Annotated in this window: 19 protein-coding genes and 1 other RNA gene; 15 read left to right on the top strand and 5 right to left on the bottom strand. The window is 57.4% G+C overall.

Annotated features, from left to right (window positions below):
* Positions 1–6: 6 nt before the first annotated feature.
* The 6 genes from FZF21_RS18050 to FZF21_RS18025 are packed head-to-tail and all read left to right on the top strand — an operon-like array spanning position 7 to position 6,009.
* Positions 7–537: a cupin domain-containing protein gene (locus FZF21_RS18050; RefSeq protein WP_017382915.1), complete on the top strand. Its 531-nt coding sequence runs from the start codon at positions 7–9 to the stop codon at positions 535–537.
* A 10-nt stretch (positions 538–547) separates the two neighbouring features.
* A complete protein-coding gene (locus tag FZF21_RS18045; RefSeq protein WP_047729428.1) occupies positions 548–1,318 on the top strand; it encodes an alpha/beta hydrolase in 771 nt (256 codons plus the stop codon).
* Positions 1,302–2,096: an SDR family oxidoreductase gene (locus tag FZF21_RS18040; protein ID WP_032654958.1), complete on the top strand. Its 795-nt coding sequence runs from the start codon at positions 1,302–1,304 to the stop codon at positions 2,094–2,096. Before FZF21_RS18045 ends, FZF21_RS18040 begins: the two co-directional genes overlap by 17 nt.
* 9 nt (positions 2,097–2,105) lie before the next feature.
* On the top strand, positions 2,106–2,876 hold the full coding sequence (locus FZF21_RS18035; RefSeq protein WP_149121185.1) for an aspartate dehydrogenase: 771 nt from the start codon (positions 2,106–2,108) through the stop codon (positions 2,874–2,876).
* A gap of 9 nt (positions 2,877–2,885) precedes the next feature.
* Positions 2,886–4,355 carry an aldehyde dehydrogenase gene (locus FZF21_RS18030; RefSeq protein WP_149121186.1) on the top strand — a complete coding sequence of 490 codons (1,470 nt, stop codon included), beginning with the start codon at positions 2,886–2,888 and terminating at the stop codon, positions 4,353–4,355.
* A 13-nt stretch (positions 4,356–4,368) separates the two neighbouring features.
* Entirely contained in the window at positions 4,369–6,009 is a 1,641-nt protein-coding gene (locus FZF21_RS18025; RefSeq protein WP_149121187.1) for a thiamine pyrophosphate-binding protein, read from the top strand.
* Between the two features lie 82 nt (positions 6,010–6,091).
* Here FZF21_RS18025 and FZF21_RS18020 read toward each other — a convergent pair whose 3' ends face one another.
* Positions 6,092–7,360 carry an OprD family porin gene (locus FZF21_RS18020; protein WP_047726790.1) on the bottom strand — a complete coding sequence of 423 codons (1,269 nt, stop codon included), beginning with the start codon at positions 7,358–7,360 and terminating at the stop codon, positions 6,092–6,094.
* 210 nt (positions 7,361–7,570) lie between these two features.
* Positions 7,571–8,329 (bottom strand): M48 family metallopeptidase, encoded by a 759-nt coding sequence (locus FZF21_RS18015; RefSeq protein WP_017382909.1) that lies wholly within the window; start codon positions 8,327–8,329, stop codon positions 7,571–7,573.
* 272 nt (positions 8,330–8,601) lie between these two features.
* Here FZF21_RS18015 and tkt point away from each other — a divergent pair, with 272 nt between their 5' ends.
* The 7 genes from tkt to FZF21_RS17980 all read left to right on the top strand — a co-directional run bounded on the left by tkt (position 8,602) and on the right by FZF21_RS17980 (position 16,995).
* Positions 8,602–10,593, top strand: coding sequence for a transketolase (gene tkt, locus FZF21_RS18010; protein ID WP_047738317.1), 1,992 nt, complete (start codon positions 8,602–8,604; stop codon positions 10,591–10,593).
* Between the two features lie 356 nt (positions 10,594–10,949).
* Positions 10,950–11,969, top strand: coding sequence for an erythrose-4-phosphate dehydrogenase (epd, locus tag FZF21_RS18005; RefSeq protein WP_015571810.1), 1,020 nt, complete (start codon positions 10,950–10,952; stop codon positions 11,967–11,969).
* Positions 11,970–12,018: 49 nt separating this feature from the next.
* Positions 12,019–13,182 (top strand): phosphoglycerate kinase, encoded by a 1,164-nt coding sequence (pgk, locus tag FZF21_RS18000; RefSeq protein WP_003860077.1) that lies wholly within the window; start codon positions 12,019–12,021, stop codon positions 13,180–13,182.
* A 92-nt stretch (positions 13,183–13,274) separates the two neighbouring features.
* A complete protein-coding gene (gene fbaA / locus FZF21_RS17995; RefSeq protein WP_003860079.1) occupies positions 13,275–14,354 on the top strand; it encodes a class II fructose-bisphosphate aldolase in 1,080 nt (359 codons plus the stop codon).
* Between the two features lie 187 nt (positions 14,355–14,541).
* The gene (mscS, locus tag FZF21_RS17990) at positions 14,542–15,396 is read left to right on the top strand and encodes a small-conductance mechanosensitive channel MscS (RefSeq protein WP_015571808.1); all 855 of its coding nucleotides are present in this window, start codon (positions 14,542–14,544) and stop codon (positions 15,394–15,396) included.
* Positions 15,397–15,544: 148 nt separating this feature from the next.
* Complete coding sequence (argO, locus tag FZF21_RS17985; protein ID WP_015571807.1) at positions 15,545–16,180, top strand: arginine exporter ArgO; 636 nt, start codon at positions 15,545–15,547, stop codon at positions 16,178–16,180.
* Between the two features lie 92 nt (positions 16,181–16,272).
* Positions 16,273–16,995 carry an oxidative stress defense protein gene (locus FZF21_RS17980; protein WP_017382904.1) on the top strand — a complete coding sequence of 241 codons (723 nt, stop codon included), beginning with the start codon at positions 16,273–16,275 and terminating at the stop codon, positions 16,993–16,995.
* A gap of 42 nt (positions 16,996–17,037) precedes the next feature.
* Here FZF21_RS17980 and argP read toward each other — a convergent pair whose 3' ends face one another.
* Positions 17,038–17,931: a DNA-binding transcriptional regulator ArgP gene (argP, locus tag FZF21_RS17975; RefSeq protein WP_003860089.1), complete on the bottom strand. Its 894-nt coding sequence runs from the start codon at positions 17,929–17,931 to the stop codon at positions 17,038–17,040.
* Positions 17,932–18,058: 127 nt separating this feature from the next.
* On the opposite strand from argP, the gene rpiA reads away from it, so the two are divergent.
* On the top strand, positions 18,059–18,718 hold the full coding sequence (gene rpiA, locus FZF21_RS17970) for a ribose-5-phosphate isomerase RpiA (protein WP_045327264.1): 660 nt from the start codon (positions 18,059–18,061) through the stop codon (positions 18,716–18,718).
* Between the two features lie 266 nt (positions 18,719–18,984).
* Complete coding sequence (serA, locus tag FZF21_RS17965; protein WP_017692705.1) at positions 18,985–20,217, top strand: phosphoglycerate dehydrogenase; 1,233 nt, start codon at positions 18,985–18,987, stop codon at positions 20,215–20,217.
* A 154-nt stretch (positions 20,218–20,371) separates the two neighbouring features.
* Here the strand turns inward: serA and FZF21_RS17960 are convergent, their stop codons facing one another.
* On the bottom strand, positions 20,372–20,968 hold the full coding sequence (locus FZF21_RS17960) for a 5-formyltetrahydrofolate cyclo-ligase (RefSeq protein WP_017692706.1): 597 nt from the start codon (positions 20,966–20,968) through the stop codon (positions 20,372–20,374).
* Between the two features lie 24 nt (positions 20,969–20,992).
* A non-coding RNA gene (ssrS, locus tag FZF21_RS17955) (6S RNA) lies at positions 20,993–21,176 on the bottom strand.
* Between the last annotated feature and the right edge of the window lie 16 nt (positions 21,177–21,192).

Below are 21,192 nucleotides of genomic sequence, written 5' to 3'. Positions count from 1 at the left end.
AGTGTCATGACTGATTCAACCGTAACCAACAAAACGGGCATCAAACCTGACCATCTGACGATGGAAGAGTGGGTGGAGTCGCGTATCGCGCGCTTCGAAGGCCGTAAATACGACTGGAACGCGCTGAAGTTCCAGGCCGATTTTGACCCGAAATACCGCCGGGCGCAGATGCGCTACATCGGCACCGGCGCAACCGGCGTGGCGAACGACACCAACACCGTGCAGGCGGACCATTTTACCTTCTCCACCATGGTGCTGCCGTCGAAGTGCGAAGGGCCGCTGCACCTGCACGACGACGTGGAAGAGGTGTTCTTCATGCTCAAGGGGCAGATCACGCTGATGATCCAGGACGGCGACAACTACACCGAAACCGTGCTGCGTGAACGTGACCTGATCTCCGTTCCGCCGGGCATCTATCGCGGCCTGTTTAACCACGGCGAAGAAGAAGCGCTGATGTGCGTCATGCTGGGGACCAACAAGCCGGAAATCCCAACCTATCCGTCCGACCATCCGCTTTCCAAAGTGAAGCGGAACTAAGGGGGGCATGATGACGGGTTTTCGTGAACAGGGAAGCGGCATTCCGCTGATGCTGCTGCACGGGATCAGCTCCGGCGCCGCTTCCTGGCACAAGCAGATGGCGCAGAACGGTTTTCGCGTGCTGGCGTGGGACATGCCCGGTTACGGCGAAAGCCCGATGCTGGCCGTAGCGCGGGCAAACGCGGGGGATTACGCCGACGCGCTGGCGGCCATGCTGGATCGCGCCGGTGTCTGGCAGGCAGTGCTGGTCGGCCATTCCCTGGGGGCGCTGGTGGCCAGCGCCTTTGCGGCAAAGTTCCCGGATCGCGTCATTCATCTGGTGCTGGCCGACGCCGCGCAGGGGTACGGCAATGCCGCGCCGGAGCAGCGGGAGCAGGTCTGGCGCAACCGCGAGCAGCAGATGGCGCTGGGGGGCGACATCCTCGCCCAGACCCGCGCCGCGAAGCTGCTGCGCCCCGGCGCGCGCGCGGAAGATATCGCCACCGTCGCGGCGGGCATGCGGGCGCTGCGCCCGGAAGGCTACCTCGCTGCCGCATGGATGCTGGCACATGACGACATTCACGGCTGGCTTAAACGCTACTCCGGCACGTTTGAAGTCTGGTGCGGCGAGCAGGATGCCATCACCCAGCCGGAACTGGTTCAGGGTCTGGCGCTGCGCTACGGCATGCCGTTTATCGCCATTCCGCAGGCCGGGCACGCCAGCTATCTCGATAACGACGCGTTTTTCAACCAACAGCTTTTACGCATTAACGAAGAGGTGCGCGATGAATGCACAAATTGACGGGCGCGTAGCGGTCGTTACCGGTGGTTCTTCCGGCATTGGCTTTGAAACGCTGCGCCTGCTGCTGGGTGAAGGGGCGAAAGTCGCCTTCTGCGGCCGTGACCCGGACCGGCTCGCCAGCGCCCATGCGACGCTGCAAAACGAATTTCCTCACGGGGAGATTTTTGCTTACCGCTGCGACGTGCTGAACGCCGACGAAGTTCAGGCCTTCGCGGATGCGGTGCAGGCGCGTTTTGGCGCGGCGGATATGCTAATCAACAACGCCGGGCAGGGCTACGTGGCGCACTTCCATGACACCCCGCGCGAGGCGTGGCTGCACGAAGCCGAACTCAAACTGTTCGGGGTGATTAACCCGGTGCAGGCGTTTCAGCCTCTGCTGGAGCAGTCCGACATCGCCTCTGTTACCTGCGTCAACTCCCTGCTGGCGCTACAGCCGGAGGAGCACATGATCGCCACCTCCGCCGCTCGTGCCGCGCTGCTGAACATGACGCTGACGTTGTCGAAAGAGCTGGTGGGCAAAGGTATTCGCGTCAATTCCATTCTGCTCGGCATGGTGGAATCCGGCCAGTGGCAGCGCCGCTATGAAAACCGGGCGGACAAAAGCCAGAGCTGGCCGGAGTGGACGGCGGATATCGCGCGCAAGCGCGGCATTCCAATGGCGCGCCTCGGCAAGCCACAGGAGCCCGCGCAGGCGCTGCTGTTCCTCGCCTCGCCGCTGGCCTCGTTTACCACCGGCGCGGCGCTGGACGTTTCCGGCGGCTTCTGCCGTCATCTGTAAGGACACATCATGAAAAAGGTAATGTTGATTGGTTTTGGCGCCATGGCGCAGGCGGTGATTGAGCGCCTGCCCGCCGGCGTGGCTATCGGCTGGATCGTGGCGCGCGCGTCTCACCATGCCGCCATTCACGACCAGTTTGGCAATGCGGTCGAGGCGCTGACGTCGCCGATGGCGTGCGCGCAAACGCCCGATCTGGTGCTGGAATGCGCCAGCCAGCAGGCGGTGGCCCAGTACGGGGAAGAGATCCTGCGTCGCGGCTGGCATCTGGCCGTCATTTCCACCGGCGCGCTGGCGGACAGCGCGCTGGAGCAGCGTCTGCACGCCGCGGGCGGAAAACTGACCCTGCTTTCCGGTGCGGTGGCCGGTATCGACGGGCTGGCGGCGGCGAAAGAGGGCGGGCTTGAGCGCGTCACCTATCAGTCGCGCAAAAGCCCGGCCAGCTGGCGCGGCAGCTATGCCGAGCAGCTTATCGATCTGAATGCGGTGTCAGAGGCAAAGGTCTTTTTTGAAGGCAGCGCCCGCGAGGCGGCGCGGCTGTTCCCGGCGAACGCCAACGTGGCGGCGACCGTGGCGCTCGGCGGCGTCGGGATGGACGACACCCGCGTGCAGCTGATGGTTGACCCGGCAACGAAACGCAATACCCACACGCTCCACGTGGAAGGAATGTTCGGCGAGTTTCATCTGGAGCTGAGCGGACTGCCGCTGGCTTCTAATCCTAAAACCTCCACCCTGGCGGCACTGAGCGCGGTGCGCGCCTGCCGCGAGCTGGCCCTGAGCTGAGGAGAGACGATGGACGATCTGAAGATTTTTATCGGCGGCCAGTGGCGACACGGCGGCGGCAACCCGATGCAGAGCCACTTTCCGGCAGACGGGTCGATCAACGCGACGCTGAATGCCGCCAGTCTGGATGACCTGGAAGCGGCGGTAGACGCCGGAGAGCGCGCCTGGCGCGATCCCGCATGGCGTAACAGCCTGCCGCACATGCGCGCGAAGATCCTGCATAAGGTTGCCGATCTCATTGAATCCCGCGTCGACGCGCTGGCGCAGATGCAGAGCCGTGATAACGGCAAGCCGCTGGCGGAAGCGCGCGGGCTGGTGATGAGCGCGGCGGGAACGGCGCGCTACTTTGCCGCCGCCTGCGAGCTGCTGGAAGGGGAACTGCCGACGCCGCGCCAGCCGGATCTGCTAACGCTGAGCCGCTACGAGCCGCTCGGCGTGGTGGCGGCCATCACGCCGTGGAACTCGCCGATTGCCAGCGAAATGCAGAAGGTCGCACCGGCGATTGCCGCCGGGAACGCGGTGATCCTCAAGCCCGCCGAAGCCACGCCGCTGATGGCGCTGGAGCTGGCGCGGATTTTTGAACAGGCCGGGCTGCCCGCCGGGCTGCTGAGCGTGCTGCCGGGCAAAGGCTCGGTGATTGGCGATGCGCTGGCGCGTCATCCTCGCGTGCGCAAAATTTCCTTTACCGGCGGAACCACCACGGGCCGTCATCTGGCGCACGTGGCGGCGGAAAAACTGATCCCGGCCTCGCTGGAGCTGGGCGGCAAATCGCCGACCATCGTGCTGGAGGATGCCGATATCGAACAGGCCGCGCGCGGGATCTGCTACGGCATTTTCAGCTCGGCGGGGCAGGCGTGTATCGCCGGGTCGCGGCTGTTTATCCACGAGAGTATTTACGCCCCGCTGATGTCGAGGCTGCTGGAATTAACTCGCGGGCTGCGCGTCGGACACCCGTTTACCGACGGCGTGCATGTCGGGCCGCTGATCGGCGAAAAACATCGCCAGAGCGTGATCCAGTACGTCGAACTGGCGAAGCGTGAAGGGGGGCGGGTGCTGTGCGGCGGTGAGATACCCGCCGATCCCGCTCTGGCAAACGGCAGCTTTTTCCAGCCCACGATTATTGAAGGGTTGAGCAACAGCGCCCGCGCCTGTCAGGAAGAGATCTTCGGCCCGGTGCTGGTGGCGATGCCGTTTGCCGATGAAGCCACGCTTATCCGCGAGGCGAACGACTCGGTTTACGGCCTGGCGGCGGGGATCTGGACGCGTGATACCGGTCGCGCCCTGCGTCTCAGCGAGCAGCTGGAGGCAGGCACGGTGTGGATCAACACCTACAAAGTCTTTGCGATTTCGACCCCGTTCGGGGGCTTTAAAGAGAGCGGTCTGGGCCGCGAGAAGGGTATCCAGGGGCTGAAAGCCTGGATGCAACAAAAGAGCATTTATCTGGCGACGGGTAACAGCGTCAACCACTGGTGCGACTGAGAAAGGGTGAGCAATGAGCGAAATGATAAACGTCGGCGACGCCATCGCCAGAACGCTGGAGCAGTATCAGGTTGAGGCCATCTACGGCGTCATCTCCATTCACAACCTGCCGATCGCGGATGCGGTTGGGCAGCGGGGCAATATCCGCTTTGTGCCCGCGCGCGGTGAAGCCGGTTCCGTCACTATGGCCGATGCCCACGGGCGCTTTTCCGGCCTCGGCGTGGCGCTGACCAGCACCGGCGCGGGGGCGGGTAATGCGGTAGGCGCGCTGGTGGAAGCCATGAATGCCTGCACGCCGCTGCTGCATTTAACCGGGCAGGTTGAGAAAACCTGGCTGGATGCCGACACCGGGTTTATCCATGAAACCCGCGACCAGCTGACCTTCCTGAAGGCCAGCTCAAAACGGGCGTACCGCATCAGCAATGCGAATCAGGCGATAGCCATTCTGCATAAAGCCATCCAGGACGCGCAGACCCCGCCATGCGGACCGGTCTCGGTGGAAATACCGATTGATATTCAGGGCGCCAAGATTCCGCTATCGCTGGTGACTAAACCGGTTAAACCGGCATCGGTTCCAGCCGTGGATACCGGAATGGTTGACGCGCTGTGGGCGCAGCTCAAACAGGCGAAACAGCCGCTGCTGTGGCTGGGGGGCGGGGCGCTGGGCAGCGCTGAGGCGGTGAAAACGCTGGCGGATGCGGGAATCACCGTGATTTCCAGCACCCATGCGCGCGGCGTGCTGCCGGACAGTCACCGCGCCAGCCTTCGCGCGTTCCACAACTCGCCGTCGGTTGAGGCGCTGATTGCGCAGTGTGATTTTACGCTGGTGGCCGGTTCTCGCCTGCGCAGCAACGAAACCCGATCCTGGACGCTTGAGCTGCCTTCCCCGCGGGTGCAGATCGATATCGACCCGGCGGCGGCAAGCCGTAACTACCTGATGGATAGCACGTTGATAGCCGATTGTTCAGCGGTGCTTGGCGCGCTGGCTGCAAAAGTACAGGGCCGCGAGTGGGGCAGTCCCCAGTGGGATATGCAGGTGCAGCAGGCGGTCGGGCAAGCCGAACAGGGGCTGCGCGAGCAGTGCGGCGCCTATGCGAAGCTTAACGACGCCATAGCAAAAGCCCTGCCGACAGACGGCCTGCTGGTGCGCGATATCACCGTGTCCGGCAGCCTGTGGGGTAGCCGCCTGTTCAGGGCTAACGGTCCGATGATGAACATTCACTCCCTCGCCGGGGCGATTGGTATGGGGCTGCCGATGGCCATCGGCACCGCGATTGCCAACCCGCAGCGCAAGGTGGTGGGGCTGGTGGGCGACGGCGGCCTGAGCCTCAATTTAGGCGAGCTGGCGACGCTGGCGCAGGAGAAAGCCAACGTGACGCTGCTGATCATGAACGACGGCGGTTACGGCGTGATGCGCGGTATTCAGGATAAGTATTTCGGCGGGCGTCAGTACTATAACGAACTGCATACGCCGGACTTTACCCTGCTGGCGCAGGCGATTGGCCTTCAGGCGTGGAGCGTTGAGCGGGCAGAGGATTTTGATGCGGTGATGACGGAGGCGCTGGCGATGCCGGGGCCGTCGGTAGTGGAAGTGCGGATGGGGCAGATTGGCGCCCTTAAGTTTGCGGGGCCGCCGCAGAAGACGCTTTACTAGCTGTTTCCCCTCATCCTAACCCTCTTCCACAGGGAGAAAACGGTAGGCCGGGTAAGGCGAAGCCGCCACCCGGCTTTTTTCATCAGAACACGTTAAACGGGTATTCCACGTAAGCGCGGATCTCGTCCCCGCCCACGTTGTACTCGCTGGCGTTGCTGGAGACGCGCAGTACGGAGTAGCGCAGCTTCAGCTTCAGATCTTTCGCCGGGCCATCCTGCACCTGGTACTGGATCTGGTTAAACCACTCGTGCTCTTTGCCATTGCTGGTTTCAGAGGTTTTGATGTTATCGCCGCGCACGTAGGCGGTGGTCCAGCTCAGGCCCGGTAAACCAAGGCCGCCAAAGTCCAGACCGTAGGATGCCTGCCAGGAACGTTCATCTTCGCCGTTGAAATCAGACCAGTAGGAGTTCGCCAGCCAGATGGTGTTACCGCCGTCACCCACTCCGCCTTTGTCGCGATAGCCGCCGTAGTTGTAGCCGGTACTGCCGCTGCTCTGCTGGTACGCCACTTTGAACGTGTGAATGTCCCAGATATAGCTCGCTGCCAGGCTCCAGATGGTGTTGCTGCGGCCCGTGTTGAGGCTGTCCGCGTAATGCTGGTCGAGACGGGAGTTATAGCCGTTGAAGTCGAGCACCAGCTGCTGCCCGGTACTGAACGGCTGTTTGAAGTTCATGCCCAGGTACTGCTTGTTCATCACCTCTTCGTTATGAGAGGCGTACAGCGCGCCGCTGAACTGGTCGTTAAACTGATAGCTCGCACCGCCGAAGGAGAGGCTCTTCAGTCCGCTGTCGTGGCGGTCATCGCTTTTACGCTGCTCGTCGGTGAAGTAACCGGCGTTGACTTCCAGACCGTCGATCTCTTTCGAGGTCAGCATGGTGCCGGTGTAGCTTTCAAACAGCAGGCGGGAGCTGTCGGCATTCACGATGGGCAGCTCAGGGCGCTGATTCCCGTAGCTCAGTACGGTATTGGAGATGCGCATTTTGGCGGTTGCGCCAAACTTTGCCAGATCGGATTTTGCCCGGCCGTCGTCTTCCTGCTTAAAGAAGTCGATGCCGTCCGCGCCGCTCTTGCCGCGGCCACCGTCCAGACGCACGCCATACTGCGCGATACCGTCCACGCCGAAGCCCACCAGCCCTTCGGTATAGCCGGATGCAAACGTGGCGATGATCCCCTGACCCCATTCGGCTTTGTCCTGCTGGCCCTGATGGTAGTCGCGGCTGATATACGCATTGCGTAAAAACAGATCCAGATGGCTGTCGTCAATAAAACCCTTGCTGTCGGATTGCTGGCTTGCGGCGGCAGGTAATGCGGCAAATAAACTTAAAGCAATTAATGATAATTCTTTTTTCACGGAGGGAACGTCTCTGTCTGGATATATTAATTTGAATAACTGCGGAAGAGATAATTACCGGAAAAAGTAACCTTTGCAATAATTATGTGACCAGACATTTCAGAGTGGCAGGGTAGATTTGGCGGGGCTTTCAGGGGGGTTATCGATACGTGCTTTTAAGTTAACAATTCATGCGAAATAAAAAGGAGGCAAAACTGCCTCCTTCTGAAATTATTTAATTCCGTCTGCCGCCATACGGTCGCGAATATGCTGTGCACGCTCTTCCGAAGCCGGGTGATCGTCAAACATGGAGCTTTGACGGCCCTCCTCCAGTTTCGCCAGTTTTTCGAAGCTGGTAGCTAAACCCGATGGATTGATGCCGCGTTTGCGCAACAGATCGTAAGAGTAGTCATCCGCTTCCGACTCCTGACGCTGGGAGAACTGCGAGTTCACCAGTTTTTCGCCCACGTCGCCCAGCTGCGACTGGGACAGGCTGCCGACGATGCCGCCCGCAGAGGCCGCCGCTGCACGCACGGCATTGGTGCCCAGCGCAACCTGCATCCCTTTCTTCACGTGACCCAGTGCAACGTGACCCATTTCATGGCCGATCACCGCTTCCACTTCGTTGTCGGTCATCATGTCCATCAGGCCGCTGTAAACGCGAATACAGCCGTTCGCCATCGCAAAGGCGTTGACGTCTTTCGCCATATACACCTTGTAGTTCACCGGCTGACCGTTAATGTTGTCGCCCAGCGCGGAAGCAATCTTGTTCAGACGCTGCGTGTAGGTGCTGTTTGCCGGGGCAAGCGTAGCTTTTCCATCCATATCCTTACAGGCCTCGTCGCTCAACGCTTTCACCTGCGCATCGCTCAATGAGTAGGCCTGAAAAGCTTCTGCGCCTGAGGTCATCAGGCCGTTAGAATCCATATTCTGACAGCCGCTTAGCAGGAGCGTTGTTCCCACAGCCAGCCCGATTGCACGCATTTTCATGATGTTGCTTCCGTACTCGTTAATCTGAATTAATTCCGAAAAATGCACCGTCAACGAAGCCGGTGTCGGGCTAAGTATAAGGAATATCGACAGAGGCGGGCGAGCAGATTGCGCAACATGCGAGCATGATCCAGAGATTTCTTAAGCTGCAAAAGAATGGTCCATGTACATGCCCTGCGGCTTGGGTTACATTGTTGGCACTTTTTTCCGGCGTAGCCCAAAACGCGCTGTCGTCAAGGGCATGGCCTTTAACAGTCCGATCTGGAGTTAAAATGTCCTCACGTAAAGAGCTTGCTAATGCTATTCGTGCGCTGAGCATGGACGCAGTACAGAAAGCCAAATCCGGCCACCCGGGCGCCCCTATGGGCATGGCTGACATCGCCGAAGTCCTGTGGCGTGATTTCCTTAACCACAACCCGCAGAACCCGGCATGGGCAGACCGCGACCGTTTCGTGCTGTCTAACGGCCACGGCTCTATGCTGATCTACAGCCTGCTGCACCTCACTGGCTACGATCTGCCAATCGAAGAGCTGAAAAACTTCCGTCAGCTGCACTCCAAAACTCCAGGTCATCCGGAAGTGGGCTACACCGCTGGCGTTGAAACCACTACCGGTCCGCTGGGTCAGGGCATCGCTAACGCCGTAGGTATGGCGATTGCAGAGAAGACCCTGGCGGCGCAGTTTAACCGTCCTGGCCACGACATCGTTGACCACTTCACCTACGCCTTCCTGGGCGACGGCTGCATGATGGAGGGCATTTCTCACGAAGTGTGCTCCCTGGCAGGCACCCTGAAGCTGGGTAAACTGGTTGCGTTCTACGACGACAACGGCATCTCCATCGACGGTCATGTTGAAGGCTGGTTCACTGACGACACCGCCGCACGTTTCGAAGCCTACGGCTGGCACGTTGTGCGCGGCGTTGATGGCCACGATGCTGACTCGATTAAACGTGCAGTAGAAGAAGCGCGCGCTGTGACGGACAAACCGTCTCTGCTGATGTGCAAAACCATCATCGGCTTCGGTTCGCCGAACAAAGCGGGTACGCACGACTCCCACGGCGCACCGCTGGGCGACGCGGAAATTGCACTGACCCGTGAAGCGCTTGGCTGGAAACACCCTGCCTTCGAAATCCCGTCTGAAATTTACGCTCAGTGGGATGCGAAAGAAGTGGGCCAGGCGAAAGAAGCGGCCTGGAACGAGAAGTTCGCGGCATACGCGAAAGCCTTCCCTCAGGAAGCTGCTGAATTCACCCGTCGTATGAAAGGCGACATGCCGTCTGACTTCGACGCGAAAACGAACGAGTTCATCGCGAAGTTGCAGGCGAACCCAGCCAAGATCGCCAGCCGTAAAGCATCTCAGAATGCGATCGAAGCGTTTGGCCCTCTGCTTCCAGAATTCCTCGGCGGCTCCGCTGACCTGGCGCCATCAAACCTGACCCTGTGGTCCGGATCTAAGCCAATCAACGAAGATACTGCCGGTAACTACATCCATTACGGTGTACGTGAATTCGGGATGACCGCGATTGCCAACGGTATCGCTCTGCACGGTGGCTTCCTGCCGTACACCTCTACCTTCCTGATGTTTGTGGAATATGCACGTAACGCCGTGCGTATGGCTGCGCTGATGAAACAGCGTCAGGTGATGGTCTACACCCACGACTCCATCGGTCTGGGCGAAGACGGTCCTACCCACCAGCCAGTAGAGCAGGTGGCTTCTCTGCGCGTGACCCCGAACATGAGCACATGGCGTCCATGTGACCAGGTTGAATCTGCGGTGGCGTGGAAATACGGCGTTGAGCGTCATGATGGCCCGACCGCACTGATCCTCTCCCGTCAGAACCTGGCGCAGCAGGAGCGTACCCCAGAGCAGCTGGCAAACATCGCGCGCGGTGGTTACGTGCTGAAAGATTGCGCAGGCCAGCCTGAGCTGATCTTCATCGCGACCGGTTCTGAAGTTGAACTGGCCGTTGCCGCATGGGAAAAACTGACTGCTGAAGGCGTGAAAGCGCGTGTGGTCTCCATGCCGTCTACCGATGCGTTCGACAAGCAGAATGCCGCGTACCGCGAATCCGTACTGCCTAAAGCGGTCTCCGCTCGCGTGGCGGTGGAGGCGGGTATCGCTGACTACTGGTTCAAATACGTGGGCCTGAACGGCGCTATCGTCGGTATGACCACGTTCGGTGAGTCCGCGCCGGCTGAACAGCTGTTTGAAGAGTTTGGCTTCACCGTTGAGAACGTTGTCGCTAAGGCGAAAGAACTGCTGTAATTGCCGTTTTGCCCGGTGGCGCTAACGCTTACCGGGCCTACAAATGGCATAAAATGTAGGCCCGGTAAGCGTTAGCGCCACCCGGCTTTTTTGTATGCACGATTCCTCAGACATGTAACTGCTCTGTAAATTATTCCACCGAAAATGTGATGCAAGTCATATAGCTCGCTTATTCATCTGGACAGAGATTCCTTTTATTCCCCGATTCGCTTATTCTTGCTGAAGCGTTTCAGTCGATTAAATGTTCGACAATTGACCAATCAATCGCAGTTTGTGACAGCAAGGATTCCCCTTCGGGCGTCGCTGGATTACTCTTTCAGCCACCTCAAACTCAGGGATAGCTTTGCAGGAGATCTATGACCGTACGCGTAGCGATTAATGGCTTCGGTCGCATCGGACGCAACGTGGTTCGTGCTTTATATGAATCCGGGCGTCGTGCGGAAATCACCGTGGTGGCAATCAATGAACTGGCGGATGCTGCGGGCATGGCGCATTTGTTGAAATATGACACCAGCCACGGTCGCTTTGCCTGGGACGTTCGCCAGGAAAGGGAACAGCTGTTCGTCGGTGACGATGCCATCCGCGTGCTGCATGAGAACAGTATTGAAGGGCTGCCCTGGCGCGAACTGGGTGTGGATGTGGTGCTGGACTGTACCGGCGTGTACGGTAACCGTGAACATGGCGAAGCGCATCTGAATGCTGGCGCGAAAAAAGTGCTGTTCTCCCATCCCGGCAGTAACGACCTCGACGCCACCGTCGTGTTTGGCGTCAACCAGCACGAGCTGCAAGCTGAACACCGCATTGTCTCCAACGCCTCCTGCACCACCAACTGCATTATTCCGGTCATTAAACTGTTAGACGATGCGTATGGCATTGAATCCGGTACCGTGACCACGATTCACTCCGCCATGCACGATCAGCAGGTCATCGACGCCTACCATCCGGATTTACGGCGCACTCGCGCGGCGAGCCAGTCCATCATTCCGGTGGATACGAAACTGGCTGCCGGGATCACCCGTATTTTCCCGCAGTTTAACGACCGTTTCGAAGCGATTGCCGTGCGCGTGCCGACGATAAACGTCACCGCAATCGATCTTAGCGTGACGGTGAAAAAACCGGTAAAAGCCTGTGAAGTCAACCTGTTGCTGCAAAAAGCGGCACAGGGAGCATTTCATGGTATAGTTGACTATACGGAATTACCGTTGGTCTCAGTAGATTTTAACCACGACCCGCACAGCGCCATCGTGGATGGCACGCAGACGCGAGTCAGTGGTGCGCACCTTATCAAGACGCTGGTCTGGTGTGATAACGAATGGGGCTTTGCTAACCGAATGCTCGACACCACGTTAGCCATGGCCGCAAAAGGTTTCAGGTAGAGCGCACCTTGCGCTTGCAAAACTTTAAGAATCAACGAGAGGATTCACCATGTCTGTAATTAAGATGACCGATCTGGATCTGGCAGGTAAACGCGTTTTCATCCGTGCCGATCTGAACGTACCGGTTAAAGATGGCAAAGTGACCAGCGACGCGCGTATCCGTGCATCTCTGCCAACCATTGAACTGGCTCTGAAGCAGGGCGCTAAAGTGATGGTCACCTCCCACCTGGGCCGTCCAACTGAAGGCGAGTACAACGAAGAGTTCTCTCTGCTGCCGGTTGTTAATTACCTGAAAGACAAACTGTCCAGCCCGGTTCGCCTGGTGAAAGATTACCTGGACGGCGTGGAAGTTGCCGAAGGTGAGCTGGTTGTTCTGGAAAACGTTCGCTTCAACAAAGGCGAAAAGAAAGACGACGAAACCCTGTCCAAAAAATACGCTGCGCTGTGCGACGTATTCGTGATGGATGCATTCGGTACGGCTCACCGTGCGCAGGCATCTACCCACGGTATCGGTAAATTCGCAGATGTCGCCTGTGCAGGTCCGCTGCTGGCTGACGAACTGGAAGCGCTGGGTAAAGCACTGAAAGAACCTGCTCGTCCAATGGTCGCTATCGTTGGTGGTTCTAAAGTGTCTACCAAACTGACCGTACTGGATTCCCTGTCCAAAATCGCTGACCAGCTGATCGTTGGCGGTGGTATCGCGAACACCTTCGTTGCTGCGCAAGGCCACAACGTAGGTAAATCCCTGTACGAAGCGGATCTGGTTGACGAAGCCAAACGTCTGCTGGGCACCTGTGATATCCCGGTTCCAACTGATGTTCGCGTGGCAACTGAGTTCTCCGAAACCGCTACCGCAACCCTGAAATCTGTTAACGACATCAAAGATGAAGAGCAGATTCTGGATCTGGGCGACGTTTCTGCACAGAAACTGGCTGAAATCCTGAAAAACGCAAAAACTATCCTGTGGAACGGTCCTGTCGGCGTGTTCGAATTCCCGAACTTCCGCAAAGGGACTGAGATCGTGGCTAACGCTATCGCAGACAGCGAAGCGTTCTCTATCGCAGGCGGTGGTGACACCCTGGCAGCTATCGATCTGTTCGGTATCGCTGACAAGATCTCCTACATCTCCACTGGTGGCGGCGCATTCCTCGAATTCGTGGAAGGTAAAGTCCTGCCAGCAGTAGCAATGCTCGAAGAGCGCGCTAAGAAGTAAGCCATTCAGGGGCAGGGAAACCTGCCCAATTTTCAGCGCGCTTATCAGAGCTCGCACCTTTTCTAACGGCCGAAGATACAGGACTAAGCAACATGTCTAAAATTTTTGATTTCGTAAAACCTGGCGTTATCACTGGTGATGACGTACAGAAAGTGTTCCAGGTAGCTAAAGAAAACAACTTCGCTCTGCCAGCAGTTAACTGCGTAGGTACCGACTCCATCAACGCCGTACTGGAAACTGCTGCTAAAGTTAAAGCACCGGTTATCGTTCAGTTCTCTAACGGCGGCGCTGCGTTCATCGCAGGTAAAGGCGTGAAAACTGACATCCCTCAGGGCGCTGCTATCCTGGGTGCTATCTCTGGCGCACATCACGTTCACCAGATGGCTGAGCACTACGGTGTTCCGGTTATCCTGCACACTGACCACTGCGCGAAGAAACTGCTGCCATGGATCGACGGTCTGCTGGACGCAGGTGAAAAACACTTCGCAGCAACCGGTAAGCCACTGTTCTCTTCTCACATGATCGACCTGTCCGAAGAGTCTCTGGAAGAAAACATCGAGATCTGCTCTAAGTACCTGGCGCGTATGTCCAAAATGGGCATGACCCTGGAAATCGAACTGGGTTGCACCGGCGGTGAAGAAGACGGTGTGGACAACAGCCACATGGACGCTTCTGCTCTGTACACTCAGCCAGAAGACGTTGATTACGCTTACACCGAGCTGAGCAAAATCAGCCCACGCTTCACCATCGCAGCGTCCTTCGGTAACGTACACGGCGTATACAAACCAGGTAACGTGGTTCTGACCCCGACCATCCTGCGTGATTCTCAGGAATACGTGTCTAAGAAACACAACCTGCCGCACAACAGCCTGAACTTCGTCTTCCACGGCGGTTCCGGTTCTTCTGCTCAGGAAATCAAAGACTCCGTAAGCTACGGCGTAGTGAAAATGAACATCGATACCGACACCCAGTGGGCAACCTGGGACGGTATCCTGCAATACTACAAAACCAACGAAGCTTACCTGCAAGGTCAGCTGGGCAACCCGAAAGGCGAAGACCAGCCGAACAAGAAATACTACGATCCACGCGTATGGCTGCGCGCTGCCCAGACTTCTATGATTACTCGTCTGGAGCAGGCATTCAAAGAACTGAACGCGGTTGACGTTCTGTAATTTGAGCTGTTCATAGCGTCAAGAAGGTCCGCATATGCGGGCCTTTTTTTATGCCTTTTCAATAGCCTGATGCCTCTGTTTTTGTGATCTGTTTGGCAATATCATGGCTTTTTGTTTACCCTTTACTGACCTGCCTGTCTCCGTGTGGGATAGATTTTGTGGTTTTTATGAGCATAAGGAAAGATAAATGGAAGATCTCGGTGTTGTAGATAGCATCAATAACGCTGGCTCCTGGCTGGTGCGCAACCAGGCGCTCCTGATTAGTTACGCTGTGAATATTGCGGCGGCAATCGCCATTATTATTGTGGGGATGATCGTTGCCCGCACGGTTTCCCGGGGCGTTAATCGCGTAATGCTATCCCGTCATATCGATGCAACCGTTGCTGATTTCCTTTCTGCGCTGGTGCGTTACGGGATTATTGCGTTTACCCTTATTGCGGCAATGGGGCGGGTCGGTGTACAGACCGCTTCGGTCATTGCCGTACTTGGTGCCGCTGGTCTGGCCGTAGGTCTCGCTCTTCAGGGCTCGCTGGCTAACCTTGCAGCTGGCGTACTGTTAGTGACGTTCCGTCCTTTCCGTGCCGGAGAGTATGTTGATCTCGGTGGCACTGCGGGCACCGTGCTGAACGTGCAGATTTTTTCTACCACGCTGCGTTCGGCAGACGGCAAAATCGTCATTGTGCCAAACAAGAAAGTGATTGATGGCAACATTACTAACTTCTCTCGTGAGCCGGTTCGCCGTAATGAACTCATTATCGGGGTTGGCTATGATTCAGATACTGAGTTGGTGAAAAAGCTGATTACCGATATCATCGAATCAGATGACCGCATTCTTAAAGATCGCGAAATGACCGTTCGCCTGAACGAGTTGGGCGCGTCATCCATTAATTTTGTGGTGCGCATCTGGAGTAAAAGCGGCGATCTGCAAAACGTTTACTGGGACGTGCTGGAGCGCATTAAGCGTGATTTCGATGCCAACGGCATCAGCTTCCCTTATCCGCAGATGGACGTAAATCTCAAACGTGAGAAAGCAGCCGAATAATTTGCTTTAACGTAGGCCCGGTAAGCGTCAGCGACACCGGGCTTTTCTTTTATTAGCCCGGCTAATCCCCAATTAATATTATCAATTTCCTCTAATGTCGTTCCCGCAGTATAGTCTGCCTCCAGGACAACTCTGCGAGAATTACGTCATGTTATCTTATTATTTTCAGGGGCTTGCGTTAGGCGCGGCCATGATCCTTCCGCTAGGACCACAAAATGCGTTTGTGATGAACCAGGGCATTCGCCGCCAGTATCATCTGATGATTGCCCTGCTGTGCGCGGTGAGCGATTTGCTACTGATTTGCGCCGGGATTTTTGGCGGCAGCGCCTTGCTGATGCAGTCGCCGTGGCTGCTGGCGCTGGTTACCTGGGGCGGCGTAGCGTTTCTGCTGTGGTACGGGTTTGGCGCCCTGAAAACGGCCATGAGCAGCAATCTTGAGCTGGCGAGCGCCGAAGTGATGAAGCAGGGGCGCTGGAAGATTATCGTCACCATGCTCGCCGTGACGTGGCTTAACCCGCACGTCTACCTTGATACCTTTGTGGTGCTCGGCAGCCTGGGTGGACAGCTGGACGTTGAGCCCAAGCGCTGGTTTGCGCTCGGTACGGTCAGCGCCTCCTTCCTCTGGTTCTTTGGTCTTGCGATCCTGGCGGCATGGCTGGCGCCACGTCTTCGCACCGCTAAAGCGCAGCGCACTATCAATACCCTGGTTGGGCTGGTGATGTGGTTTATTGCCTTCCAGCTGGCGAAAGAGGGCATTCATCACGTACAGGGATTGTTCAACTAAGCGTTGTCTTATGGACATCTGAACAAGACCCGCTAAGCTTGCTGGCATGAGCCCTGTTGATGGGGCACTCTTCGCAACATGGAGGAATGACAGTGAAGTTTAAGGTGATGGCCCTGGCGGCATTAGTAAGTTTAGGTGCGGTGTCGGTGCAGGCGAATGAACTGCCAAACGGCCCGCACATTGTCACTTCAGGCACGGCAAGCGTGGATGCGGTACCGGATGTTGCAACCCTGGCAATTGAAGTGAACGTGGCGGCGAAAGATGCTGCTTCCGCCAAGAAACAGGCAGACGATCGTGTTGCGCAATACCTCTCTTTCCTGGAACAGAACGGTGTCGCGAAAAAAGACATCAGCTCTGCGAACCTGCGTACCCAACCGGATTACGACTACCAGAACGGCAAAAGCATCCTGAAAGGCTATCGCGCCGTGCGTACTGTGGAAGTGACTGTACGCCAGCTTGATAAGCTCAACGGATTGCTGGATGGTGCGCTGAAGGCTGGGCTGAACGAAATTCGTTCCGTCTCGCTGGGCGTTGCGCAACCGGAGAAATATAAAGACGAAGCGCGTAAAGCGGCGATTGATGATGCCATTCATCAGGCGCAGCAGCTGGCATCCGGCTTCAAGACCAAGCTCGGTCCGGTTTACAGCGTGCGCTACCACGTTTCAAACTACCAGCCAAGCCCGATGGTTCGGATGATGAAGGCGGACGCCGCGCCGGTTTCTGCTCAGGAAACCTATGAGCAGCCAACCATTCAGTTCGACGATCAGGTTGATGTGGTGTTCCAGCTGGAGCCGACTGAAAAGCCCGCTCAGTAACCCGTAGGCCGGGTAAGGCGTAGCGGCCACCCGGCTTTTCTTTTAATCCTGCCTCAAAACCTTATGCCCAAACGCCAGCAGTGCGTCAGTGACGTTGCGCATCATGCGGCTTTCCGGCGCAAAACGGTGCCAGTACAGCATCCGGCGCTGATACAGCCCCGGGGTTAAATCAATCAGCTCACCGCTTTTCAACTCTTTCTCAATCTGCAAATGCGGGATCATGCAGCAGGTGGTTCCCTGACGCGCGAGCTGTACGAAGGCTTCGGACGAGTTAACGATATGACACGGCACGCTGCCCGGCGGCAGATCGAAGTTTTGTTGCAGGAAGGCCTGATGCATATCGTCCAGATGGTCGAACGCGACGGCAGGCGCTTTCAGCAGCGCGGCGCGGGTCACACCGTTCGGGAAGTAGCGCTCGGCAAAAGCTTTTGAACCGACAAACAGGTAATCCAGCGCGCCCAGCTGATCCACCAGACAGCTTGGCAACGCCTGAGGCTGAATACTGACCGCCCCAACCACTTCGCCACGGCGCAGGCGCTCCTGGGTGCGGGTTTCATCTTCAACCTGGAGGTTCAGGCGGATAGGCGAGTCGGCCAGCACCGGCGCAAGGGCCGGCAGCAGCCAGGTTGCCAGACTGTCGGCGTTCACCGCCAGCGACAGTAGCAGCGGCGTGGAGCCGGTCTGTTCATCGCCCAGCCACTCATCTTCCAGCAGTTCAACCTGCCGCAGCAGGGCGAGGAGCTTTTGTCCTTGCTCCGTCGGACGCGGCGGCACGGTACGCACCAGCAGCGGCTGCCCGAACATGTTTTCAAGCTGTTTGATACGCTGTGATACGGCGGACTGGGTGATGCACAGTTTTTGCGCCGCGCGCTCAAAACCGCGTTCACGAATAACTGCATCAAGTGCCTGTAGTGTTCTGTAGTCCGGACGTTTCATTGCTCTGGCTGACTCCTTAATTTTGCTTAATCTGCACTATGACACAATTTTCCCTTCGTGGCAGACGAAATCCATTCGACGTGTTCTATAATGCGCCCTGAGTTTTCACACCACAGGCAAAACGATCATGACGCAGGATGAACTGAAAAAAGCAGTAGGATGGGCCGCTCTCCAGTACGTACAGCCGGGTACCATTGTCGGTGTTGGTACGGGGTCGACGGCGGCGCACTTTATCGATGCGCTGGGCACGATGGAGGGGCAGATCGAGGGCGCGGTTTCCAGCTCCGATGCTTCCACGGAAAAGCTGAAAAGTCTCGGCATCACCGTTTTCGACCTCAACGAAGTGGACCGTCTGGGCATTTACGTTGATGGCGCGGATGAAATCAACGGCCATATGCAGATGATCAAAGGCGGCGGCGCGGCGCTGACGCGCGAGAAGATCATTGCCTCCGTTGCGGATAAGTTCATCTGCATCGCGGACGCCTCCAAGCAGGTCGACATTCTGGGGAATTTCCCGCTGCCGGTCGAAGTGATCCCGATGGCGCGCAGCGCCGTGGCACGTCAACTGGTGAAGCTGGGTGGTCGTCCGGAATACCGTCAGGGTGTGGTGACCGACAACGGCAACGTGATCCTCGACGTTCACGGCCTTGAGATCCTCGATGCCATTGCGCTGGAAAATGCGATCAACGGCATTCCAGGCGTCGTTACCGTAGGGTTATTTGCCAACCGTGGCGCGGACGTGGCGCTGATCGGCACGGCTGACGGTGTAAAAACCATCGTAAAATGATCTGACGGGGGGAGCGCTCCCCCCGCTAAAAAATTTTTGAAAAGCTAAATTCGGTGACTTGTGTCACGTTTTTCCGCCTCTTTTGCCGATCCTGCCACGTTCGTAATTTTCCGCAGCATTTTCCTCTGCCATTTTGCTCTGTATGACTTTTCTTCAGAGTGCCGACGCAAACGTTCATATTGCTGCAATAGTTTTTTTTGATATGTTGGCTGCACGGGATTTATATCCAGCACAACATCAGTTCAGATAAAAACAGGGTCGGGTAAATGGCAAAGGTATCACTGGAGAAAGACAAGATTAAATTCCTGCTGGTTGAAGGCGTGCACCAGAAAGCGCTCGATAGCCTTCGCGCAGCAGGCTACACCAACATCGAATTTCACAAAGGCGCGCTGGACACTGAAGAGCTGAAAGCGTCCATCCGTGATGCCCATTTCATTGGCCTGCGATCCCGTACCCAACTGACTGAAGACGTTATTGCTGCGGCGGAAAAGCTGGTGGCGATTGGCTGTTTCTGCATCGGCACCAACCAGGTTGATCTGAATGCCGCCGCAAAACGTGGTATCCCGGTCTTTAACGCGCCGTTCTCTAACACCCGTTCCGTGGCGGAGCTGGTGATTGGCGAGCTGCTGCTGCTCCTTCGCGGCATTCCGGAAGCTAACGCCAAAGCGCACCGCGGCGTGTGGAATAAGCTGGCTGCGGGCTCCTACGAAGCGCGTGGTAAAAAGCTCGGGATTATCGGTTACGGCCACATCGGTACGCAGCTCGGTATTCTGGCGGAATCCCTCGGCATGCACGTGTTTTTCTACGATATCGAAAGCAAGCTGCCGCTGGGTAACGCGACGCAGGTGCAGCATCTTTCAGACCTGCTGAACATGAGCGACGTGGTCAGCCTGCACGTGCCGGAAAATGCGTCCACCAAAAACATGATGGGGGCGGAAGAGCTGGCGCTGATGAAGCCGGGCTCTCTGCTGATCAACGCCGCGCGCGGTACGGTGGTCGATATTCCTGCACTGTGCGACGCGCTGAAGCGTAAGCATCTGGCGGGTGCGGCGATTGACGTATTCCCGACGGAACCGGCCACCAACAGCGATCCGTTCACTTCTCCGTTGTGCGAGTTCGACAACGTGATCCTGACGCCGCACATCGGCGGTTCTACTCAGGAAGCGCAGGAGAATATCGGCCTGGAAGTGGCGGGTAAACTGAGCAAATATTCCGACAACGGTTCAACGCTCTCTGCGGTGAACTTCCCGGAGGTGTCTCTGCCGCTGCACGGTGGGCGTCGTCTGCTGCACATCCACGAAAACCGTCCTGGCGTGCTGACCGCCATCAACCAGATCTTTGCCGAGCAGGGCGTTAACATTGCCGCGCAGTATCTGCAAACTAACTCGCAGATGGGTTATGTGGTGATTGATATCGAAGCGGATGAAGACATCGCCGAGAAAGCATTGCAGAGCATGAAGGCCATTCCGGGGACGATTCGCGCGCGCCTGTTGTACTGATGGTGCAGTTTGTGGCGTCGGGTGGCGGCTGCGCCTTACCCGACCTACAGTTGTCGTGCGGTTTGTGTGTCGGGTGGCGCTTACGCTTACCCGACCTGTAATGTTCGAGGATTTATGTAGGCCGGGTAAGGCGTAGCCGCCACCCGGCTTTGTTCTACCAGGTCCAGGTTTTACTGGGCGTCACCACCGCCGGCAACGGCACATCCCATTTCTCTACGGGTAATGCCTCCACGCCCTGGCAATCATGCGCATACCCCACCGGCTGCAATCCGTACTGCTGCCAGTTTTGTAGCGTCCTGTCATAGAATCCCCCGCCCATGCCCAATCGCTGGCCCTGCTCGTCAAACGCCACCAGCGGTGTAATCAGCACATCCAGCCCGGAAAGCGGGAGCACGTCGCGCACGTCGAGTTTGGGTTCGGTGATTTTCAGACGATTTACCACCAGCTCGCTGTGCGGATGGTAGTGCAGAAACAGCAGATTGCCCGGGCTAAAGGGATGCAGAACCGGCAGGTAAACTTTTTTCCCGGCGCGCCAGAGCTGGTCGATAAGCGGTTGGGTATCCAGCTCACCATCAAACGAGAGAAACAGGGCGACGGTGTTTGCCATCACCACAGGCGGATAGGCCATCATGCGGGCGGCGGCCTGCTGGGCAAACTGTGCCTGTTGCTCGGCGCTTAGGGCGCGACGACGCTGGCGAATAAGCTGACGGATGTCCTGGCGTGAAGCAGAAACTTCAGGGAGTTGAGTCATGGTAGTCGGTAGAAGAAAAGAGAGGGAATCTCCGAGATGCCGCCGCAGGCTGTAACCCTTGAACCCTTGGTTCAAGGTGAATGTGTCGTCATAGTTTTAAGGCTTCTCGGACGAACCGAGCATGCTCACCAACCATGGAGCGCCACATTCTTGTGGTATGAAATATCGGCTCAGGGGACTGGCCCGCTTGCGAACATCTCAGAGAAATTTTGTCTTCACAGTTA

Origin of the sequence: Enterobacter sp. LU1 (assembly GCF_008271405.2) — a bacterium.
Lineage (GTDB): Bacteria > Pseudomonadota > Gammaproteobacteria > Enterobacterales > Enterobacteriaceae > Enterobacter > Enterobacter hormaechei_C.
Note: the sequence above shows the minus strand (reverse complement) of the source record. Positions and strands in the feature narration are given on the sequence as shown.

Excerpts from the sequence above, each read along its gene's own strand:
- FZF21_RS18045 (WP_047729428.1), top strand. The coding sequence starts at position 548 with ATGACGGGTTTTCGTGAACAGGGAAGCGGCATTCCGCTGATGCTGCTG.
- serA (WP_017692705.1), top strand. The coding sequence starts at position 18,985 with ATGGCAAAGGTATCACTGGAGAAAGACAAGATTAAATTCCTGCTGGTT.
- FZF21_RS18030 (WP_149121186.1), top strand. The coding sequence starts at position 2,886 with ATGGACGATCTGAAGATTTTTATCGGCGGCCAGTGGCGACACGGCGGC.
- pgk (WP_003860077.1), top strand. The coding sequence starts at position 12,019 with ATGTCTGTAATTAAGATGACCGATCTGGATCTGGCAGGTAAACGCGTT.
- FZF21_RS18025 (WP_149121187.1), top strand. The coding sequence starts at position 4,369 with ATGAGCGAAATGATAAACGTCGGCGACGCCATCGCCAGAACGCTGGAG.
- fbaA (WP_003860079.1), top strand. The coding sequence starts at position 13,275 with ATGTCTAAAATTTTTGATTTCGTAAAACCTGGCGTTATCACTGGTGAT.
- FZF21_RS17960 (WP_017692706.1), bottom strand. The coding sequence starts at position 20,968 with ATGACTCAACTCCCTGAAGTTTCTGCTTCACGCCAGGACATCCGTCAG.
- epd (WP_015571810.1), top strand. The coding sequence starts at position 10,950 with ATGACCGTACGCGTAGCGATTAATGGCTTCGGTCGCATCGGACGCAAC.
- tkt (WP_047738317.1), top strand. The coding sequence starts at position 8,602 with ATGTCCTCACGTAAAGAGCTTGCTAATGCTATTCGTGCGCTGAGCATG.
- FZF21_RS18015 (WP_017382909.1), bottom strand. The coding sequence starts at position 8,329 with ATGAAAATGCGTGCAATCGGGCTGGCTGTGGGAACAACGCTCCTGCTA.
- argP (WP_003860089.1), bottom strand. The coding sequence starts at position 17,931 with ATGAAACGTCCGGACTACAGAACACTACAGGCACTTGATGCAGTTATT.
- FZF21_RS18040 (WP_032654958.1), top strand. The coding sequence starts at position 1,302 with ATGAATGCACAAATTGACGGGCGCGTAGCGGTCGTTACCGGTGGTTCT.
- mscS (WP_015571808.1), top strand. The coding sequence starts at position 14,542 with ATGGAAGATCTCGGTGTTGTAGATAGCATCAATAACGCTGGCTCCTGG.
- argO (WP_015571807.1), top strand. The coding sequence starts at position 15,545 with ATGTTATCTTATTATTTTCAGGGGCTTGCGTTAGGCGCGGCCATGATC.
- FZF21_RS18050 (WP_017382915.1), top strand. The coding sequence starts at position 7 with ATGACTGATTCAACCGTAACCAACAAAACGGGCATCAAACCTGACCAT.
- rpiA (WP_045327264.1), top strand. The coding sequence starts at position 18,059 with ATGACGCAGGATGAACTGAAAAAAGCAGTAGGATGGGCCGCTCTCCAG.
- FZF21_RS18035 (WP_149121185.1), top strand. The coding sequence starts at position 2,106 with ATGAAAAAGGTAATGTTGATTGGTTTTGGCGCCATGGCGCAGGCGGTG.